Origin of the sequence: Luteipulveratus mongoliensis, assembly GCF_001190945.1 — a bacterium.
GTDB classification, from domain to species: domain Bacteria; phylum Actinomycetota; class Actinomycetes; order Actinomycetales; family Dermatophilaceae; genus Luteipulveratus; species Luteipulveratus mongoliensis.
This window is the reverse complement of sequence record NZ_CP011112.1, coordinates 3,667,591-3,687,060: the sequence shown is the minus strand read 5'-3', so window position 1 is coordinate 3,687,060 and position 19,470 is coordinate 3,667,591. Positions and strand designations below refer to the sequence as shown.

The following is a 19,470-nucleotide window of genomic DNA, read 5'->3' as shown; positions in this document are numbered from 1 at the left end:
GTGGGTGAAGGCCCTGCTGCTGGAGAACGTCCACCCCCTCGCCGAGACCCTGCTGACCGACGCCGGTATCGACGTCAAGATGGTCGCCGGCGCCCTCGACGAGGACGAGCTGATCACGGCGCTCGACGGCGTCGAGCTGGTCGGCATCCGGTCCAAGACCGAGGTCACGCCACGCGTGCTCGCGAATGCGCCGTCACTGCAGGCGATCGGCGCGTTCTGCATCGGGACCAACCAGATCGCGCTCTCCGACGCCGCCGAGCGGGGGATCGTCGCGTTCAACGCGCCCTTCTCCAACACCCGCTCGGTGGTCGAGCTCGCGCTCGCCGAGATCATCGTCATGGCGCGTCGGCTCACCGAGAAGGACCGGGCGCTGCACGACGGCGTCTGGGACAAGAACGCCAAGGGCAGCCACGAGATCCGGGGTCGCAAGCTCGGCATCGTCGGCTACGGCAACATCGGCTCGCAGCTGTCCGTCGTCGCCGAGATGCTCGGGCTCCAGGTCTACTTCTACGACACCGACGACAAGCTCGCTCTCGGCAACGCGCGGCGCTGCGCCAGCCTCAACGAGCTGCTCGACATCGCCGAGGTCGTCACGCTGCACGTGGACGGTCGCGACGGCAACGCAGGCTTCTTCGGGGCCGAGCAATTCGCCCGGATGCAGCCGCGCTCGCTGTTCCTCAACCTCTCGCGCGGTTTCCTCGTCGACTATGACGCGCTGCGCGAGCACCTCGAGTCGGGCCACATCGCCGGCGCCTCCGTCGACGTCTTCCCGGTCGAGCCCAAGAAGCGGGGCGACGCGTTCACCTCGCCGTTGCAGGGCGTACCCAACGTGGTCCTCACGCCGCACATCGGCGGGTCGACCGAGGAGGCGCAGGAGGACATCGGCCGGTTCGTCGCCTCCAAGCTGCGCGACTACGTTCAGCACGGCAGCACGACGCTCAACGTCAACCTGCCCTCACTCAACGTGGACAACCGCAGCAAGGGCTGCCGGCTCATGCACTTCCACCTCAACACTCCTGGTGTGCTGGCCAAGGTCAACAGCGTGCTGGCGACGCATGGTGTCAACATCGACGGCCAGATGCTCAACACCCGTGGCCAGACGGGCTACGTGGTGACCGACGTCAGTCATGGCCTGTCCGACGCCGTCCTGGCCGAGCTGCGTCAGATGCCGGAGACCATCCGGCTGCGCGTCATCGACTGACCGAGCTCGGGTCACGCCTCGCGTCTGTCGAGCAGATCTAGGGGGCGTAAATTCCCGGGTCGGCTCCGGTCGACGCTTCTTCAGGTTGGTGCAGAGCGCGCCAATTCTTGTGCGCTCCCCTTGAGACGTAGGTCACACGCTGCCTACCTTCAGTGCGTACTTACTAGACCGTAAGTACCGCCCCGGACTCCGTGCCGGTGTCGGCCACCGCTGATTCAAGGAGCACATCATGCAGCAGCAGGACGCGTTCGATCAGCAGCACCAAGCCCCCCGAAACCGCCGCCGGCTGATGAGTGTGGGAGCTGTCGGAGTCCTTACCGCGATCGGCATTGTCGGGCCGACCGCCGCGCCCGCCGAGGCAGCGACCTCGGCCTCGCTCCAGTACTCCTGCAAGCTCACCGATCTCGGCACCGTGTTCACCGACCCATGGACTGCGGTCGTCAGTGCCGATCTACCAGCCGAGGTCCCCGCGGGGAGCGGCGTCCCCGCGCCGGCCGTCACCGCCACGGTGACGACAGGCGCCGACGCCTCCGACCAGCTGCGCGCCCTCAACGTCAAGACCCTCGAGGGCACGAGCGCGGCGACCTACTCACTGGCCGGCGCGGTCGAGAACCCAGGAGCGCGTACGGCATCGCTGACAGTTCCGCAGATCGCGGTTCCGGAGACGGGCAACATCGTGACCGATGCCAGCGGCACGGGTGTGGCCGAGACGGCCTCGGCGACTCCGGGCACGGTCACCGTGACGGTCGGTGACTTCACCGCCGACCTAACCACCGACAGTGGCTTCGTCGCGCACGTCGGCTGCACGCTCAACGAGGGTCAGGACGCAACCCTCGGGACGATCACCGTCGTCTAGCACGCGTGGCAGGTCGGCCCCTCTCATCGCGCGATGGGAGGGGCCGGCTTTCTTGGTGTTCGGGTCCGCCCGCGCAAGAAGTCGTGGATCGGTGATGGCGCTCGGACATGACCCCTAGCGTGAGCGCACTGCTCGTCGGGGGGAGGAGCAGCCCGTCACTTATGCAGGGGTTTCGTCATGACTCAGACACCACAAGCCGGCTGGTACGCCGATCCTCAGGACACGAGGTGGGTGCGCTACTGGGACGGCGCGCGATGGACGGAGCACGTTCGTCCGTGGACGCCACTGCCCTCTGCGGCGCCGGTCGTGCGCACCGAGTTCGCCGCTGCGGCGAACGGTGCCGTGCTGGCACCGCGCCCGTGGTACCAGCGCAAGATGACGTACGTCGTCGCCGGGCTCCTGCTGATCGGCTTCGTCGCGGCGGTCGGCAATGGGGCCGACGACAACGGGCCGGCGCAGGCGGCTCCGCTGGGTACCGCCACAGGCGCTGACGCCACGTCGGCAAGTCCCACGGCTCCCACGTCGACGCCATCGTCGGCGATCGCGGACGAGCAGGCGACTCAGTCCGTGCCGCTCGCGCCCACCACGAAGGCTGCGTCCGCTCCAAAGAAGACGCCTCCGAGGACTGCAACCGCGACATCGCCCCGAACACTGACTCCGCGGAAGACAGCGCCGGTGGCACCACGGACCTCGACGAGTCGCGCGACCAAGCCGCGGACCTTGGTCGGTGGGTCGGTCTACTACAAGAACTGTGACGCCGTCCGGGCGGCAGGCAAGGCACCGCTACATGCGGGCGAGCCCGGCTATCGCCTGAAGCTGGACCGTGACCGTGACGGAATCGCCTGCGACCGGGCTAGTGGGTGACCGGGCACCGTGGTTCGTCGGATGTGGTCACCGGGCACGACTCCGTTGCCACGGTCCCGTCGTCCTGAGGCTGCTCACCTGCTGACGAGAGCGACGGCGTACGACGAGACAGAGTCAGGTGGAAGTTCACGGGCATCAGCGTGAGCCGCTCCGAGATCTCCAGGTCGTAGGTCGGGTCGGGTGTCATGTCGTAACGGTGGAACAGGCGGGCGAGAACCAAGACGGCCTCGTGAAGGGCGAACTGCCTTCCGATGCAAGCGCGTTCGCCGACACCGAAGGGGAAGTACGTGTGCGCTGGGCGGGCACGTACGCGGGCCGGGAGGAAGTTGTCGGGGTCGAACTCCTCAGCGTGCTCACCCCAGATCTCAGGTGCGCGGTGGACGCGGGGGATGAGCACGGTCGCCCAGTCGTCGGTACGCATGGGGTAGGTGCCGCCGATCACGGTGTCCTTGCGCGGACCTCGGGTGAAGGCGGGCGCGGTCGGCCAGAGGCGCAGGGCCTCGTCCAGGCAGCGGCGCAGGAAGCGGAACTTGGCGACCTGCTCGTAGGTCGGGACCGCATCGGGGTCGGCTCCGAGGATGGCGTCGGTCTCGGCCTGTGCCTGAGCGACGATCTCTGGATCTTGGGTCATGTAGTGGAGTGCGAATGACAAGGCGCCAGAAGTGGTTTCGTGTCCGGCGACCAAGAACGTGTTGATCTGGTAGCGGATGTTGAGCGGGTCGAGCTTGTCGCCGGACTTCTCGTGCGCGGAGTGCAGCATCAGCCCGAGCAGGTCGTCGGTCGAGGTGTCGCCGCTCGCGATGCGCGCGCGGATGATGTCGTCCAGCATCGAGTCCACGAAGTCACGGTGCTGCTGGAACTCCTTGGCGCCGCGCCGCAGCAACAGCTTGCCGCCGGGGACGGCCGACAGGGCACCACGCCGCTGGCCACGGCGGAGCGACTGCACCATGGCGGTGACGAACGGGTGCTCCTCGCTCGTCGTGAACGAGTCGAAGGTGGTGCTGAACGACGTCTGCCCGATCGTCTCCAGCGTCATCTTGGTGAGCGTCGGCGAGACGTCCACCGGCCCAGATGCCTTGTCCCAGAACGAGATCAGCTCCGAGCACACGGCATTCATGGTGCCGTGATAGCTCTGCATGGCCGACCGGGTGAACGCCGGCTTGAGCAGGTCGTGGGCGAGCCACCAGTTCTTCTCGTCGGAGTACGCGGTGAAAAGGCCGTCGCCGGCGTTCTCACGCAGCGCGACGAGACCAGGAGGGAGCTTCTTCTCGAACCGCGTCTCGTCACACAGCTCCTGAGCCAGTGCGGCGTCCTGGACGAACACCATCTTCTGGCGGGCCAGCTTGATCTCGAAGAGCGGCCCGAGGTTCTCGCCCGCGGCGAGAAGGTTCTGGAACGGACGTGGCGGCCGGACGGTGAGCAGGTCGCCGATCACCGGCCTGCGGCCATCCGGATGGGGCAGGTCGAGGTGGGGCCAGTTGGCCGACATGTGACTCTCCTCACGTCCACTACAGATGTAGCGAGGTTAGCCCCTGTGGAGAACTTTCGGGGCGGTCAGCCGGATTCGGCCACGCTGTGCGCCCATGACCTTCGAAGACCTTCCGCCCGGATGGGACGCGCTGCCCCTCACCGATCACGACCTCGCCGGCGACGTGCTCGACCTGTTCGTCTCGGCTCGCGACCGAGAAGTCGGATGCGTCTTCTTCCTGCTCTGTGACGAGCGCGCCAGACTGCGGCAGCCGCTCGCGGTCCGGCTCGACCCGAGCGACCGCGAGCGACAGGGCGACCAGGGCGACGAGGCCGAGGTCCTGGTCACGCGGCTCGACGGGCTGCTCGGATCGGAGGCGGCGGGCGCCGCGTCCCTGATCATGGCTGTCGCCCGACCCGGCTACAGCGCGATCAACGATGTCGACCGCCGCTGGCATGAGGCCGTCATCGACCTCACGAGACGGCGGTCCGTGCCGCTGCTGGGGACGTACGTCGTGACCCACCAAGACGTCGTACGACTGCCTGATCCACTGCCTCCGGCGCGCACGGCCTAGGGCTCGGGGATGTCCTCGAGATCCATTCCGGTGAAAGGGATCTCGTAGATCATGGGTCCGACGATGATGCGCTGCTCGGCGCTCAGGTGCGGACGCACCGGGAGGCCCTGCTCGCGCAGCAGCGCGGCGACCTCCTTGCCGATCTCCTCCGGCGTGCTGCCGGCCTCGGCGAAGATGCCGTAGCCCAGGGCCAGCTGGCCGTTCATGATCAGCTCGTCGGCATCGCCGGCGTGGGCGAAGCAGTAGCCGCGCACCGCGACGCCGTGATCGACGAGCGTGCGCGCCGAGATGCCGATGTCCTCCAGCACGTCCTGAGTGTCACCGCCCTCGGCGAAGGAGTAGACGATGCCGGCGATCGTCATCGCGTCGAACGCCTCGAGCAGCGCGATGGCCTCGCGCGAAGCGGTCGTCACCTGAGCATTGTGATCGCGGATCACCAGGTCGACGAGGTGCGCGACCTCGTCGGGTCGCATGTTCGGCTCGGGGAAGAAAGAGGACATCTCAGCGCCGATCTCGGTGAAACCCTCGACGAGGGCATCACGTTGATCTACACCTGTAGCAACCTTGAGGGCGATGGCGCCCGCAAAGGTCACTGTGTCCGGCGGGAACGCCCCGTTGAAGTAGCGCCCGCGCGACGACTCCCGATCCACTTGCCACACTCCGTCGAACCCGCTGGTCACATCACTTACGCTGGGGAGCCTAGGCGAACCTTCCCCCTTCTGAGTTCCATCGGAGTGCACTGCTGTGGCCCTGGCCGACATCACGCGAGACGACGTCCTCGCAGCCATCAACGAGTTCGATGCCCAGGGACGAGGCGCTTTCCTCGAGTCATACGGGTTCAGTCCGACCGACGACCACCAGCTGGTGTTCGAGGGCCGGCCCTACGACGTGCCGGCGCTGACCGCGGCGTCGCACGGATTCGCGCGACCTGAGTTCGGCGCCCTGACACCCCTGTCCATGCCGCACGACCTGAGCGCGGTGGCAGGGCATCTGCACGACCTCGGGTTCGAGGTCAAGAGCACGCACCACGCTCCGCGACCCAACCCCCAGCGCCAGCTCGACCTCAAACGCTGGCAGACGACGTACGACCTGGTCCGCGAGTGCGTGAAGGCCGACCCGGCCGCGCAGACGCTGCTCCAGCAGGGTGAGAACCACCGCGCCGAGCGCGACGAGGAAGCGCGCGAGCTGCTCAAGGACCTCGCCCTGTCGCGTGACGTCGAGGCCTTCGTCGAGCAGGCATCCGTGTGGTCCCGGCGACCTGGGCCCTACTCCTCCCTGAGCCAGACGGCGCCGACCTGGTTGGGCCAGCTCATGGCTCACACCGCCGGCCGCGAGCGTGACCTGGCCGACCTCCTGGTCGACGTGACGTTGACGCCGGAGGACGAGGAGCAGGCCGCTACCCGCATCCGCGCGGTCCAGGAGTTCATCGGCAGCGGCGGTCCGGATGCCTCGCGGATCCCGACGGTGCTGTCGGTCTTCTGGTCCACGGATCGCGACTCCACCTGGCCCGCCCTGTGGCCGCAGGGCGCGGACACCTTCCAGACCCTGGGCTGGATGGGCCGACACCTGACCCACGCCGAGCGCTACATCGCGTACGCCGAGCTGTGCCACTCCCTCGAGCCGGACGACCCGCGCCGGGTCGAGTGGGTCGTGGGCTACCTCGCGTCGCGCCAGCCGTTCGTCGGGCTGGGCACCGCGCTGCCGGACATCTGCGAGGAAGCCGGCTCGCTGTTCATGGACTACCACCCGGGCGCGGGCTATCCGAGCCCGGGCGAGGAGGCGCGCGCTGCCGGTCTGGCGCTGCAGCTGCGCGGATCCGCGACGCTGGCGGTCCGCTCGCTGCTCGGACCGCTGGCCGAGGCCACCGGTCTGCGGCTGCACGAGACCAACCTGCAGGCCCGCACCGGCATCTCCAAGGACGCCCCCTACCGCGTCGATGCGCACGCCACCTGGGCGCTGCCCGGAGGTACGAGTGCGCCCGGCTTCCGGATGTGGATCACCCGGTCCGGGGTCGCCGTCGGTCTCCACTCCGGTTGGGACGGCCAGGGGAGTGCGCAGCGGCACGAGGAGATCGGCCGCCGCGTCGAGCGCTTCCTGCCTGACGACATGTCCTTCATGACGATCCGGCCGGTGACCTCCGCCGACCGCGTCCACCCCGCAGAGCGGGTCTACCCGGGCGGCGACATCTTCGTCGGCCGCTGGTGGCCGCACCCGGACTCTCTGGGCCGCGCGGACTTCGCCGACGACATCATCGAGACGGTCAAGGCCCTCGCGCCTCTCGTCGAGGTGATGAGCGGCAAGGAGCCGACGCCGACTGGTCCTCTCGACCTCGACCTGCTCGCCCAGCTGGAGCGGTTCGTCGCAGAGCGTCCCTACCCGTCCGAGCGCGATACCTGGCACCAGGAGCAGCGACGCACGCTCGCTGCCGCCATGGAGCCGGCCGCGCTGGACGCGTTCGACCTGGTCGCCTTCCGGCGCCTGCTCAACGGCCGCGCCTACGGCCACCCCGGCTCCAACTCGGTGTTCAACGCGCGTCTCGGTGCGATGGACGCTGCAGAGCTCGATGACCTCGCTGTCCGGCTGAAGGACCTGCTGTGGGGTGAGGACGACGACCGCGACCGGATCGAGTCGATCCTGTCGCCCGAGGGTGGCATCACCGGTCTCGGCGAGGCCGTGATCATGAAGCTCCTCGCGGTCACCAACCCTGGTCGTTACCTGCCGATCTACCCGCTCGGCGGCGCCGACGGCAAGATCGCGCTGGCTCGCGTGCTGGGTGTCGATCTGCCTGAGGTAGAGGGGCAGTCGCGCGCCAAGCAGCACCTGGTGGCCAACGACCGCCTCCGTGCGCGTCTCGAGCCGTTGTTGCCCGGCGACCCTTGGGGTCAGGTGCAGTTCGCGCTGTGGCTGCTGCGCACAGGCGAGTCGGCGGCCGACCCGGAGCGTGACCTGATCGCCGAGGCAGCCAGTGAGCTGCTCGTCGAGGAGGACTTCCTGCGTGAGGTCCATGGCCTGCTCGAGGACAAGAAGCAGGTCATCTTCTACGGCCCGCCCGGCACCGGTAAGACCTACCTCGCCCAGCGCCTCGCGGCAGCTCTGCAGCCGGACTACACCAAGCGGGCGGTCGTGCAGTTCCACCCGTCGACGTCGTACGAGGACTTCTTCGAAGGCTTCCGTCCGCGGCTGGACGCCGGTGGGCAGATGGTCTACGAGCTGCGCAAGGGGCCGTTGGCGCTCCTGGTCGAGGCCGCGGAGGCAGACCCGACGACGCCGCACATCATGCTGATCGACGAGATCAACCGCGCCAACCTGCCGCGGGTGTTCGGTGAGCTGCTGTTCCTGCTGGAGTACCGCTCGCAGAGCGTGATGACGTCTTACCGGCCGGACGAGGGCTTCGAGCTCCCGCCGAACCTCTACTTCGTCGGCACCATGAACACCGCCGACCGGTCGATCGCCCTCGTCGATGCCGCGCTGCGCCGCCGCTTCCACTTCGTGCCGTTCATGCCGCACGAGGGCCCGATGGAGGGTCTGCTCGCTCGATGGCTGGCCAAGCACGACGGTCCGGTCTGGGTGGCCGGCATCGTCGACCGCGTCAACGCCGAGCTGCGGCAGGCGCTGCGTGGTCCGCACCTGCAGATCGGGCACAGCCACTTCATGACCGAGGGCCTGGACGACGCAGCGATGAAGCGGATCTGGACCTACAGCGTCTACCCGTTCATCGAGGACCAGTTCTACGGCCGCGAGGACCTGCTGCGGACGTTCACGTGGCAGGCGGTCCTGGAGCGGCACGCCTCCAACGCTCAGGCCGAGGTCGGCGCGCTGCCGCCTTCGCCCAAGCGCTGAGGCAGCACTCCATGGATGCGATGGACGTCGACCTCCTGGAGCACGCCGAGTCAGCCCCGGTGCGGCTGCCCCGGGAGGCGCGCAAGGCGCTGATGTCGGTTGCGCACGGCCGGGTCGACATCAGGGCCACCGCCGACCCGGACCGCGTCGTGCTCGTGACCGGTTCGTGGGTGGGTGCCATCTCGGTGCCCGGCCTGACGCTGCGCATCCGGCCGTCGGCGCCGATGGAGAACCTCTTCACGATGTTCTCCGCCGGGATCCCCGGTGAGGGCTGGGGGAGTGACCAGATCGGCTGGTCCTCCGATGCGGACCTGGTCGATGGCGTCGCCGCTTTCGTGCTGCGTTCGATCGACGAGGCGACCCGACGCGGACTGCTCCACGGCTACGTCTCGGTCGAGGAGGACCTCAACCTCATCCGCGGTCGGCTGCTCGTCGAGCAGCTCGCGACACGACCGTGGGCGATCGCCCAACCTCCTTGCCGTTACGACGACTTCACCGCCAACATCCCCGAGAACAAGCTGCTGAGGTGCGCGGTCCGGCAGGTGCTGACCTGGCCGACCCTGCCCCCGGTCGTACGCCGAGACGGCCTGCGGCTGCTGGCCCGGTTCGACGGTGTCGACGACACGGATGCGCGCGCCCACCGCGACAAGATCCCGGTGACACGCCTCAACGAGCACTACGGCCCCTCGATGGATCTGGCCCGGATGGCCCTCGACGGCGTGGCGATCCGCCACATGGAGGGTGACCAGAGCGCCCACACGTTCCTGGTCGACATGGATGACCTGTTCCGGCGCTGGGTCACCACGGAGATCAGCCAGCGGCTGTGGCCCGAGATCGTGGTCGACGAGCAGCCCGAGCACAGCCTCGACGTGCACGACCAGCTGCAGTTCACGCCGGACATGTTGCTGCGGCGTGGGTCGCGCGCGGTGCTGGTCGGCGACGTCGTCTATCACCTCGGCTCGACTCCGTCAGGGCCGAGCACCGACTACTTCCCGCTGCTGACCTACGCCTCGGCACTTGGTCTGGGGGCGGGCATGCTCGTCTACGCCCAGGCCGACGAGCCGCCGGCGCCGGAGATGGTGGTGCGCAGCATCGGTACCCGACTGATCAGCGTGCCCCTGCGGCTGAGCGTGCCGCCGGCTCGTCTGGCCGGGTCACTCGACACTCTGGCCGAGCTCGTGCGAGCGGTGGCGGCCGGAGCACTCGCGCCGGCTCGCTGAGTCCGTCGATCTGATCAGCGGAGACCGTCTTCGGTCGCCATACTTGACCCGTCACTCGTGCACCGGAAAGGACCTTCGTTGTTTGCCAAGCTCGGCCTGTTCCTGGTCGCGATCGTGCTGCTGTCGATCATCTGGTTCTTCGTCAAGGGCAAGGTGTCCCGGACACACGAGCAGGTCCGGGACCGCGCACTGGAGGGCGGCTTCGGGCGGGCGATGACCTCGGGTCCGGCGACCAAGCAGCTGACCATGATGGGTCGTACGCTCACGCTCGCCGCCGACCCACAACGCACCGGAGAGCTCATCGCCCATGTCGCCGGCGCTGACGACCGAGTCACCGCCGTACGACCGGAGTCAGGGGCGCTTGTCGTCGAGATCGACGGGTCGCGCCCGCTGGTTCGAGCTCACCTGCTGCCCGACCGGACGGTGATCGGCGTCGATGAGATGAGCTGGGAGATGGGCTTCCCGCAGGGCGCGCAGGTGTGGAGCCGTGTCGCCGATGCGATCGCGGAATCCGCTGCGAAGCAAGGGATTTCGGTCGCGGAGGGCGCTCGCGAGTTCGTGAAAGCTGACCGCCCGAGCGAGTCGCAAGAGGTCTGGGTCGTGCGGTCCTGACACCTCCGCACTCTGGACAACCCGATACGGCGGAACGCAATCTCACGCGAGGCGCGTCATACTGCCGTTCGACAAGGGGCAGCGCATGCTGCCAAGACCTGGGAGAAACATCATGACCACACGACGCATGCGCTTTGCTGTTGTACCCGTCGCACTGGCCGCCATGGCGCTCGCGGCGTGTCAGGACGACGCCCCGACCGCGGTGGTGCCGACCGGACAGCCGACCGCCCCGACCGCGGCGCCGACTGCTCCGGCCACGCAGGAGCCGACAGCCGAGCCGACCCAAGCTCCGGTCACTCCGACCGAGCAGCCCTCACCGACCTCGTCAGCCACCTACTCGCCGCCTGCCGCAGGTGGCGCGGGTGTGTGCTCCAGCTCCAGCAGCTACGAGGGCCAGCCCGGTCCGGCGGCCAAGCCGATCGGATCACTGCAGACGTTCGACAAGAGCGGCACGGTGGAGATCACGGTCAGTAAGCCGACCATCGACACCAAGCCGACGAGCAGCACCTACTACCCCGGTGAGGGCATGGTCACGGCGATCTTCCCCGTGACGATGAAGCCGACCAGCGCGTCGTACTTCATCACTTCGCCGCTGAAGTTCACGCTCGTCGATGACAGCAAGCGTCCGTGCAAGCGCGACACCTTGAACTACGCGGTGCCCGAGGCCCAGCAGATTCAGGTCAAGAGCCTGCGTCAGGGTGAGGCGCTGTCCACGAAGCTGGTCTTCGCGGTGCCGAAGTCGGCAGACCTGACCAAGTACCAGGTGCTTTTCACCGAGAACTACCCCGGCGTGGCCAACGTTGCCTGGACCGCGTCCTGACCTGATCCACCAGAGACGGTCGTCTGCGTCCGCGCAGGCGACCGTCTCTGTGCCTGATACCCGAGAACGTGCGGAAGTTGTGGGAACCGGATCGTCCTGGTTCGCCGTCGTACCGCTAGCCTGACCGCGGCAGCCGGGGAGTTGCCGAAACATCACTGGAGGAGAACATGAACGCCACCCGCCGTCTGCGCCTTGCCGTCATCCCGGCCGCATTCGCAGCGCTTGCCCTTGCTGGTTGCCAGGACGAGGCACCTACGGCCCAGGCCCCCACGGCCCCGGCAACGTCCGCCGCCCCGACGCAGGCGCCGACCGCGGCGCCGTCCACGCAGGCTCCGGCCCCGAGCACGTCCGAGGCTCCCTCGGCGCCGAGCTCGTCGGCTGCTTCGACCGGCGTGGAGTGCGACTCGACTCTGAGCAGCAACCGACCCGGCAACGTGCAGTCCAAGCCGATCGGCACCAAGCAGTCCGCTTCTGGTCTGGGCTTCAGCAAGGACGAGTCCGTCGAGGTCACGGTGTCGAAGCCGACCATCGACGCGACGAGCACCGACGACTACTTCCCGGGCGACAACATGGTTGTCCTCGAGTTCCCGACCACCATCAAGGCGGTCAAGGGGTCGGCGGTCGTCTCCTACCTCAACTTCTCGCTGATCGACCCCAACGACAACCCGTGTAACCCGGATGTCAGCGGCACGGTCGTCCCCAAGACCAAGCAGCTCGATGTGACCACGGTCAAGGAGGGCGACAGCCTCAGCGGCCTGCTCGTCTTCGCGGCGCCGAAGGGTGCGGACTACACCAAGTACCGCGTCATCTTCGCCGAGGACAACGGTGGCAAGGCCGACCTCGGCTGGACCGCCTCCTGATCACGGTCTCATCGCGACAGAGTGGGCTGAGTGACTAGCCCGACCACCTCGTCGACGACATCGGCCGGTCCCAACCTGGGGCCGGCCGATGCGTCGCGTCGTGCTGCTTTGCGACGGATGCGGCTGGTTGCGACGTCCCTGCTGGTGCTGGCCGCCATCGTCTTCGTGCTCACACACGGCAAGGACGGCGTGTGGGGCTACGTCAACGCGGCGGCTGAGGCCGCGATGGTGGGAGCGGTCGCGGACTGGTTCGCGGTGACGGCGATCTTCCGCCACCCGCTCGGGCTGCCGATCCCACACACCGCACTGATCCCCAAGAAGAAGGACCAGCTCGGAGCAAGTCTCGAGGACTTCGTCACCGAGAACTTCCTGACCGCCGACATCGTCCAGGAGCGGCTGGCTCAGGCGCAGATCCCGCTCCGTCTCGGTCGGTGGGTGTCCGACCCCGTCAACGCCGAGGTCGTCGTCCGAGAGGCGTCGCCGGCCCTGGCTCGCGCTGTCGCGTCGGTCCAGGACGACGAGGTACGCACCCTGCTGGAGTCGTTCTTCCTACCTCGCCTGGCTCAGGAGCCGGTGAGCGAGGTCGCCGGGCACCTCCTCGAGGGTGTGCTGGAGGAACGGGCTCATCAGGGCCTGGTCGATCTGGGCATCCGTCAGGTGCATGACTGGGCGCGCGACAACAAGGAAGCCATCGCCTCGATCATCGGCGCGCGCGCACCGTGGTGGTCGCCACGCTGGCTGGACGAGACGGTTATCGACCGGCTCTATCTCGAGCTGCTCACCTGGCTGGCGGATGTGCGCGATACCCAGCAGCACCCGGCACGCCTGGCACTCGATGACTTCTTGGCGACCCTCGCTCACGACCTGCAGCACGACGCCTCGACGCAGGAGCGCGCCGAGGCTCTGAAGACCCGCTTCCTGCTGCACCCGGGCGTAGCCGACGGGATGGTCTCGGTCTGGGGCTCTGTGCAGCACACCATCGTCGAGGCGCTGGGCGACGAGACCGGCCCACTGCGACGACGCCTCACGGTGCTGCTCGCGGAGGCAGGACAGCGTCTCGTCACCGACGATGAGCTGCGCGGCGCGGTCGACCGACGTCTGCACGACGCCGTCGGCTACATCGTCACGACCTACGGGCGCGAGATCTCGACCTTGATCTCCCAGACGGTTGCCCGATGGGACGGGGACGAGGCCGCGAGGCGCATCGAGCTCCAGGTCGGGCGTGATCTGCAGTTCATCCGGATCAACGGCACCGTGGTCGGTGGCCTGGCCGGGCTGTTCATCTATGCCACCTCACAGATGCTTTGATGTTTGGATCACCATAAGAACAGGTGATGCAAATGAGGGCGCAGTTCGCTAACCTGCCGACAGGTCATGAGTGTCAGCGCGAAGCCCCGGCTTGCTGACCGGCAACCCTCCAACCGCGGTGGGGTGCCCCGGGTGATGACCCGGCCGGCGGGCGAAGGCACCCGACGGCAAGCGCGGGCCGCAGACCTCCTGCGACCGCAGCGTCGTCGGTGAGGGCTCTGCGTTGACCGGCGATGCGTCACTCGATGAGGGAGACCACACCGATGAGCGACGACACCACACCCAGCTGGTCCTTCGAGACCCGCCAGATCCATGCCGGCCAGGAGCCCGACCCCACCACTGGGTCGCGCGCCCTGCCGATCTACCAGACGACCTCGTACGTCTTCAAGGACGCCGAGCACGCGGCAAACCTGTTCGGGCTCAAGGAGTTCGGCAACATCTACTCGCGGCTGATGAACCCCACGCAGGACGCGGTCGAGCAGCGCATCGCCAGCCTCGAGGGCGGCGTCGGAGCGCTGCTGCTCGCCTCCGGCCAGGCTGCTGAGACCATCGCGATCCTCAACATCGCCGAGGCCGGCGACCACATCGTGGCGAGCCCGTCGCTCTACGGCGGCACCTTCAACCTGCTGAAGTACACCCTGCCCAAGCTCGGCATCCAGGTGTCGTTCGTGGAGAACACCCGCGACCCGGAGTCCTGGCGCGCGGCTGCGAAGGACAACACCAAGCTGTTCTTCGGTGAGACGATCTCCAACCCCAAGAGCGAGATCCTCGACATCGAGGGTGTCGCCGCGGTGGCTCACGACCTCGGTGTGCCGCTCGTGGTCGACAACACGGTCGCGACGCCTTATCTCCTGCGTCCGCTCGAGCACGGAGCCGACATCGTCGTGCACTCCGCCACCAAGTACCTCGGCGGGCATGGGACCACGATCGCCGGCGTGATCGTCGACGGCGGAAAGTTCGACTTCGCGCAGGATCCCGAGAAGTTCCCCAACTTCAACACGCCTGAGGAGAGCTATCACGGGCTGGTCTACGCCCGCGATCTCGGAGTCGGCAGTGACCTGGGCGCCAACCTGGCGTACATCCTCAAGGCGCGCGTCCAGCTGCTGCGCGACCTCGGTCCGGCGACGTCACCGTTCGACGCGTTCTTGATCGCGCAGGGTCTGGAGACCCTCAGCCTGCGCATCGAGCGCCACCTGGAGAACGCGCACAAGGTCGCGACCTTCTTGCAGGGACACGACCAGGTCGAGTCCGTGCGCTGGGCATCGTTGCCGGACAACGAGTTCTACGAGCTGGCTCAGAAGTACACGCCGCAGGGTGCAGGCGCGGTGCTCGCGTTCGAGATCAAGGGCGGCCTGGAGGCTGGCCAGAAGTTCGTCCAGAACCTGCGTCTGCACTCGCACGTCGCCAACATCGGTGACGTGCGCTCGCTCGCGATCCACCCGGCGTCCACGACCCACAGCCAGGGCGGCGACGAGGACCGCCTCGCCGCTGGTGTGACACCCGGGCTCGTACGTCTGTCGGTCGGCTTGGAGCACATCGACGACATCGTCGCCGACCTCGAGCAGGGCTTTACCGCCGCCAAGGCCTGACGCCGTCCTTGGCCGATAGTGCGAGCCGCGTCGCTACCCAGAAGGCGGTTTCAAGGAGCTGTTGCAACGAGCACGGCGAAGGATGTGCTCATGCCTGGAAAGCGGTTGTCGCTCGCGGAGCGTGCTCAGATCGAGGTGCTGTTCGGTCAGGACCTGACGTTTCCACAGATCGCTGCGGTGCTTGGTCGGGATCGGAGCACGGTGTGGCGGGAGGTGCGTCGTAACCATTCCTACCGGGGTGCGCGTATGGGTGGGTCTGGGGCGCGGTCGCCCTCGGGGCGGCACGCGGCCGGTTCCGGCCGGCGGGGCGGGTGCTATCGGTGGGTGTATGAGCACCGGGAGGCTCAGCGGCAGTACCGGGTCCGGGCGCGCCGGTGCCATGGTGGGAAGCTGCGCCCGTCGTGGGGTGGGCCGCTGCCGCTGCTGTGGCACATCGTCGCGGACCTGCTGCGGGAACGGTGGTCCCCGCAGCAGGTCGCACACTGGCTGCGTACGCAGTACCCGAATCAGCCGGAGATGTGGGTGTCACACGAGACGATCTACCAGGCCATCTACATCCAGGGCCGCGGCAGCCTCCGCGCCGAGGTCGGCCGGCAGCTCGCGCTGCGCTCAGGGCGAGCCACGCGTAAACCACGCTCCCGCGCCACGGCCGCGGCGGCCCGGTCCCGCAAACCGTGGATCGAGGGCTTGCACATCTCGACCCGTCCTGCGGAGGCGGCCGACCGGGCCGTGCCAGGACACTGGGAAGGCGACCTGGTCATCGGCGCCCGCGGTTCCAGCGCGATCGTGACTCTGGTCGAACGCACCACCGGGTACGTCATGCTCGGCGCCCTGCCGCACTCACGAGTCAGCGCGCAGGTCATCGGCGTACTGACCCAGCTGATGGGCAGGGTGCCAGTGAGCATGGCCAGGTCGTTGACCTGGGACCAAGGGGCCGAGATGGCCGAGCACGCCCGATTCACCCTCGCTACCGGCTGCCAGGTCTACTTCTGCGACCCGCACTCACCCTGGCAGCGCGGCAGCAACGAGAACACCAACGGGCTCCTACGCCAGTACTTTCCCCGCACCAGCACAAACTTCCGCACCTACACCCAGAACGACCTCGACCAGATCGCGATCGAGCTCAACCGGCGACCCCGCAAACGACACCAGTGGAAGAATCCCGCCGAGAAGCTCAACGAACTCCTCGTTGCAACAGCACCCTGAACCCAAGGAATCGGGAAGCGACGCGGCTTGCACTATCGGCCAGGAAGGGTGGGGCGCGGCCGTGAGCAAGGCCACGCATCCGGTGGTCAGGGGCACGTCTCACACCGCGAGACAATGGCTGGTGATGTCAGCCACCGAGGTCCAGATGCCACCAGCCGATTCGTCCCCCAGCGTCACCGTCGCGATGACTCGTCGCGCCCGGCGTGAGGACGAGACGGCGATGCTCGCCTGGGTGCGGGCCGGTACGTCGATGGCCGAGCGCTTTCCAGGCTTCCTGGGCTGCGGCTGGGTCCGGCCGACGGGCGACTCCGATGAGTGGCACATGCTCTACAGGTTCGCCGACGAGGAGAGCCTGCACCGCTGGGAAGGTTCCGGAGAGCGGTCCTGGTGGCTGCGCTCCGGGGAAGGCCTGGTCGAGCACACCCACGCCGAGCGGCGTACGGGCATCGAGGGCTGGTTCGACGAACCCGTCGACCGATCGATGGAGGCTTTGGTCACCGCGCCGGTGATACCGCCGTCGCCGCCGCGCTGGAAGCAGGCGCTGGTTATCTGGCTGGCGTTCTTCCCGCTCAACCTGCTGGCCACGGTCACCGTCGGCCATCTCATCGTGCACTGGTCCGTGGTGCCGCGAGTCCTGCTGATGACCGCGATGCTGACGCCGGTGATGACGTACGTCCTGCTGCCGCTGATGACGAAATCCCTTGCGCCGTGGCTGCACGCAGGACGTCCGCTGGGCTGGCGCCGCCACAACTGATTAATTCGCTTGCGTCAGCGCGGCGCGATCCGCCAATCTTGCGTCGCACGTGATGACGCGCCCTTCGCGGCGCCCCGAGAGAGGAGCAGTGACATGTCTACGACTGTCCTCGGCCTGCCCTGCACGCCGACCCTTCTCTCCCGGAGTACATATGTCATTCAGCACCACCCCGAGCGCCGCCTCACACCCTGAGCCCGACTCGGCATCCGTCTTCACCTTCGACTTCCAGGCGCTCGAGGACCCCGGTGAGGGTCAGCGATGGTCGACCTGGGACACCATCGAGCGGCTGTGCCATGGACCGGAGCCGCGTCCCGACTGGGTCGTGACCGGCTCGGCCCTCGACACCGAGCTCGGTGTCCTCAAGACCGGCAAGGAGGCTGACGTGTTCCTCATCGAGCGCACGTCGACCAACGATCCGGAGCGCACCGTCGTCATGGCGGCCAAGCGCTATCGCAACGAGGACCACCGGACCTTCCACCGCAACAACACCTACACAGAGGGTCGCCGGACCCGGAACAGCCGCGACACCCGTGCCATGGCCAAGGGATCCGAGCACGGCAAGGCGGTGGCTGCGGGCCAGTGGGCGGGAGCCGAGTGGGAGGCGCTGAAAACGTTCTGGTCCCAGGGGATTCCGGTCCCCTACCCGGTGCAGATCGACGGCACCGAGATCCTCATGGAGTTCGTGACGGGTCCCGATGGAGCGGGTGCCCCGCGACTCGCGCAGGCACGGACGACGCCCGCGTTGCTGCAGACCTGGTTCGACCAGCTGCGCGACGCGATGGTCGGCCTGGTCCGGGCCGGCTTCGCGCATGGCGACCTGTCGCCGTACAACATCCTCGCGGCAGGGGAGCGGCTGGTCGTCATCGACCTGCCGCAGGCCATCGATGTGATCGGCAACCCGCAGGGGATGGACTTCTTGCACCGCGACTGCCGCAACGTCGCCCGATGGTTCTCGTCCAAGGGCCACGAGGTCGACGAGGAAACCCTGTTCGCCGATCTGGTCGCGTACGCGTACTGACTGACCGTGTCTCGTAGCCTGGAGGTCATGCCCTGGCCTCGCGTCCGCCGAACAGGTGCCGCGCTCGGCCTGTGTGCCGTGCTCGCGCTTGCGGGCTGCGCCGAGCCCGAGCCCGACCTGGGGCTTCAGGTTGCCAGCTCCTCGGAGGGCGCCAGCGATCCAGCTGCCGGGAGCGGGGCGCCTGGACAGCTGGGTGGCGACCAGGAAGCCTTCCCGGTCGCTCCCGGCGCGGCGCAGGGCGACCCCGCCAAGTGCCCGGTTCCCGAACAGGGACGGACCTACCGCGCGAGCGAGCTCAACGCGATGATGCAGCTGCTGAGGATGCCTCAGTGGTTGGCCGCCGACGTCGGCGCGAGCGCGCCGCTCGCCGACGGGCGCGTCGCGTGGATCTTCGGGGACACGCTGCGTCCCCAGGGCTACCGGCCGCTCGTCGGCGACAACTCCATGGCCGTCAGCTCGAGCACCTGCTTCAGCCAGGTCACCGTCTCGGGCAATGCGCCCCTGATCGATCTGCATCGCAGTGGCCAGGCGTGCTGGCCGATGTCGATCGCCGCCCTGCCGGTCGACGGCGGAGACCGGCTGTACGTCTCCTGCTCGCGGGTGCAGCGCCTACCGGGTGGGCTGCTGGACTTCACCTACCTCGGCGCCTCTTTGGCTCAGCTGTCCGTCAAGCCGGGCAAGATGCCCGTCCTGCACTCCGTCACGACCCTGACTCCGGACAGCCACGATCCCACTCAGATCAACTGGGGGGCGGCACTTCTGCCGGATGCCGGCTACGTCTACCTCTACGGCAGCCGCCAGCCCACAAAGGCCACGGCCAAGGCCGTCCTCGTGGTTCGGGCACTGGCCAAGGACCCGACCAATCGTCAGTTCTGGCAGTACTTCGATGGTCGGGGTTGGTCCTCTGATGTTGGTCGAGCACAAGAGGTGCTGTCGGCCAGTCCTGGTGTGTCCCAAGCATTCTCGGTCCAGAGGATCGGCGCGAAGTACGTGCTGGTGTCCAAGCGTGGCGGCGAGTTCGGTCACACCATCGGTGTCTGGACCGCTCCTCGTCCCGAGGGACCGTGGCAGCACGTGTCGGACACTCCGTACCAGTACGACGACGACTCAGGCTTCGTGACCTACCAACCCCTTGCTCATCCGGAGCTGCCGCTGAGCAACGGCAAGCTGCTCGTCTCGATGTCGCGCAATCCCAAGGCGTTCTCGGACCTGCTGCGTGACCCGCGGCGGGGTCGGCCGGTGTTCGTCGAGGTGCCGCGCCCCTGACAGACTGGGTGCCA

The 19,470-nt window shown here is 67.8% G+C and carries 17 protein-coding genes and 1 riboswitch; of the genes, 15 read left to right on the top strand and 2 right to left on the bottom strand.

Annotated elements, in window-relative coordinates; all coding sequences use genetic code 11:
- Window positions 1-4 precede the first annotated feature (4 nt).
- The 3 genes from serA (at window position 5) to VV02_RS17505 (ending at window position 2,921) form a co-directional block, all read left to right on the top strand.
- Window positions 5-1,201 carry a phosphoglycerate dehydrogenase gene (serA, locus tag VV02_RS17515; RefSeq protein WP_052597194.1) on the top strand — a complete coding sequence of 399 codons (1,197 nt, stop codon included), beginning with the start codon at window positions 5-7 and terminating at the stop codon, window positions 1,199-1,201.
- A gap of 229 nt (window positions 1,202-1,430) precedes the next feature.
- Window positions 1,431-2,057 carry a DUF6801 domain-containing protein gene (locus VV02_RS17510; protein ID WP_052593544.1) on the top strand — a complete coding sequence of 209 codons (627 nt, stop codon included), beginning with the start codon at window positions 1,431-1,433 and terminating at the stop codon, window positions 2,055-2,057.
- Between the two features lie 177 nt (window positions 2,058-2,234).
- Window positions 2,235-2,921, top strand: a complete 687-nt coding sequence (locus VV02_RS17505) for an excalibur calcium-binding domain-containing protein (protein WP_052593542.1) — start codon at window positions 2,235-2,237, stop codon at window positions 2,919-2,921.
- On the opposite strand, the gene VV02_RS17500 is transcribed toward VV02_RS17505, so the two are convergent.
- On the bottom strand, window positions 2,911-4,410 hold the full coding sequence (locus tag VV02_RS17500) for a cytochrome P450 (RefSeq protein WP_083450250.1): 1,500 nt from the start codon (window positions 4,408-4,410) through the stop codon (window positions 2,911-2,913). The two genes, VV02_RS17505 and VV02_RS17500, sit on opposite strands and share 11 nt — an antisense overlap.
- 94 nt (window positions 4,411-4,504) lie before the next feature.
- On the opposite strand from VV02_RS17500, the gene VV02_RS17495 reads away from it, so the two are divergent.
- Window positions 4,505-4,963, top strand: coding sequence for a hypothetical protein (locus VV02_RS17495; protein WP_052593540.1), 459 nt, complete (start codon window positions 4,505-4,507; stop codon window positions 4,961-4,963).
- Here the strand turns inward: VV02_RS17495 and VV02_RS17490 are convergent.
- Window positions 4,960-5,613, bottom strand: coding sequence for a DUF6891 domain-containing protein (locus VV02_RS17490; RefSeq protein ID WP_169787713.1), 654 nt, complete (start codon window positions 5,611-5,613; stop codon window positions 4,960-4,962). The genes VV02_RS17495 and VV02_RS17490 overlap by 4 nt on opposite strands.
- Before the next feature lie 94 nt (window positions 5,614-5,707).
- Here VV02_RS17490 and VV02_RS17485 point away from each other — a divergent pair, with 94 nt between their 5' ends.
- The 11 genes from VV02_RS17485 to VV02_RS17435 all read left to right on the top strand — a co-directional run bounded on the left by VV02_RS17485 (window position 5,708) and on the right by VV02_RS17435 (window position 19,456).
- On the top strand, window positions 5,708-8,803 hold the full coding sequence (locus tag VV02_RS17485) for an AAA family ATPase (protein ID WP_052593534.1): 3,096 nt from the start codon (window positions 5,708-5,710) through the stop codon (window positions 8,801-8,803).
- 11 nt (window positions 8,804-8,814) lie between these two features.
- Window positions 8,815-10,023 carry an McrC family protein gene (locus VV02_RS17480; RefSeq protein ID WP_052593532.1) on the top strand — a complete coding sequence of 403 codons (1,209 nt, stop codon included), beginning with the start codon at window positions 8,815-8,817 and terminating at the stop codon, window positions 10,021-10,023.
- 78 nt (window positions 10,024-10,101) lie between these two features.
- Window positions 10,102-10,635 (top strand): hypothetical protein, encoded by a 534-nt coding sequence (locus VV02_RS17475; RefSeq protein ID WP_052593529.1) that lies wholly within the window; start codon window positions 10,102-10,104, stop codon window positions 10,633-10,635.
- A gap of 112 nt (window positions 10,636-10,747) precedes the next feature.
- Complete coding sequence (locus VV02_RS17470) at window positions 10,748-11,455, top strand: DUF4352 domain-containing protein (RefSeq protein WP_157063439.1); 708 nt, start codon at window positions 10,748-10,750, stop codon at window positions 11,453-11,455.
- Between the two features lie 167 nt (window positions 11,456-11,622).
- The gene (locus tag VV02_RS17465) at window positions 11,623-12,315 is read left to right on the top strand and encodes a DUF4352 domain-containing protein (protein ID WP_052593524.1); all 693 of its coding nucleotides are present in this window, start codon (window positions 11,623-11,625) and stop codon (window positions 12,313-12,315) included.
- A 30-nt stretch (window positions 12,316-12,345) separates the two neighbouring features.
- Window positions 12,346-13,623, top strand: coding sequence for a DUF445 domain-containing protein (locus VV02_RS17460; protein ID WP_342667837.1), 1,278 nt, complete (start codon window positions 12,346-12,348; stop codon window positions 13,621-13,623).
- A 62-nt stretch (window positions 13,624-13,685) separates the two neighbouring features.
- Window positions 13,686-13,803: riboswitch (SAM riboswitch) on the top strand.
- Window positions 13,804-13,886: 83 nt separating this feature from the next.
- Complete coding sequence (locus VV02_RS17455; protein ID WP_052593521.1) at window positions 13,887-15,212, top strand: bifunctional o-acetylhomoserine/o-acetylserine sulfhydrylase; 1,326 nt, start codon at window positions 13,887-13,889, stop codon at window positions 15,210-15,212.
- Window positions 15,213-15,302: 90 nt separating this feature from the next.
- A complete protein-coding gene (locus VV02_RS17450; RefSeq protein WP_052593519.1) occupies window positions 15,303-16,418 on the top strand; it encodes an IS30 family transposase in 1,116 nt (371 codons plus the stop codon).
- Window positions 16,419-16,542: 124 nt separating this feature from the next.
- The gene (locus VV02_RS17445; RefSeq protein ID WP_157063438.1) at window positions 16,543-17,172 is read left to right on the top strand and encodes an antibiotic biosynthesis monooxygenase; all 630 of its coding nucleotides are present in this window, start codon (window positions 16,543-16,545) and stop codon (window positions 17,170-17,172) included.
- A 151-nt stretch (window positions 17,173-17,323) separates the two neighbouring features.
- Complete coding sequence (locus VV02_RS17440; protein WP_052593518.1) at window positions 17,324-18,190, top strand: serine protein kinase RIO; 867 nt, start codon at window positions 17,324-17,326, stop codon at window positions 18,188-18,190.
- A 27-nt stretch (window positions 18,191-18,217) separates the two neighbouring features.
- Window positions 18,218-19,456, top strand: coding sequence for a DUF4185 domain-containing protein (locus VV02_RS17435; RefSeq protein ID WP_052593516.1), 1,239 nt, complete (start codon window positions 18,218-18,220; stop codon window positions 19,454-19,456).
- Window positions 19,457-19,470: the final 14 nt, after the last annotated feature.

Excerpts from the sequence above, each read along its gene's own strand:
- VV02_RS17510 (WP_052593544.1), top strand. The coding sequence starts at position 1,431 with ATGCAGCAGCAGGACGCGTTCGATCAGCAGCACCAAGCCCCCCGAAAC.
- VV02_RS17505 (WP_052593542.1), top strand. The coding sequence starts at position 2,235 with ATGACTCAGACACCACAAGCCGGCTGGTACGCCGATCCTCAGGACACG.
- VV02_RS17500 (WP_083450250.1), bottom strand. The coding sequence starts at position 4,410 with ATGTCGGCCAACTGGCCCCACCTCGACCTGCCCCATCCGGATGGCCGC.
- VV02_RS17495 (WP_052593540.1), top strand. The coding sequence starts at position 4,505 with ATGACCTTCGAAGACCTTCCGCCCGGATGGGACGCGCTGCCCCTCACC.
- VV02_RS17480 (WP_052593532.1), top strand. The coding sequence starts at position 8,815 with ATGGATGCGATGGACGTCGACCTCCTGGAGCACGCCGAGTCAGCCCCG.
- VV02_RS17470 (WP_157063439.1), top strand. The coding sequence starts at position 10,748 with ATGACCACACGACGCATGCGCTTTGCTGTTGTACCCGTCGCACTGGCC.
- VV02_RS17465 (WP_052593524.1), top strand. The coding sequence starts at position 11,623 with ATGAACGCCACCCGCCGTCTGCGCCTTGCCGTCATCCCGGCCGCATTC.
- VV02_RS17455 (WP_052593521.1), top strand. The coding sequence starts at position 13,887 with ATGAGCGACGACACCACACCCAGCTGGTCCTTCGAGACCCGCCAGATC.
- VV02_RS17450 (WP_052593519.1), top strand. The coding sequence starts at position 15,303 with ATGCCTGGAAAGCGGTTGTCGCTCGCGGAGCGTGCTCAGATCGAGGTG.
- VV02_RS17445 (WP_157063438.1), top strand. The coding sequence starts at position 16,543 with ATGTCAGCCACCGAGGTCCAGATGCCACCAGCCGATTCGTCCCCCAGC.
- VV02_RS17440 (WP_052593518.1), top strand. The coding sequence starts at position 17,324 with ATGTCATTCAGCACCACCCCGAGCGCCGCCTCACACCCTGAGCCCGAC.
- VV02_RS17435 (WP_052593516.1), top strand. The coding sequence starts at position 18,218 with ATGCCCTGGCCTCGCGTCCGCCGAACAGGTGCCGCGCTCGGCCTGTGT.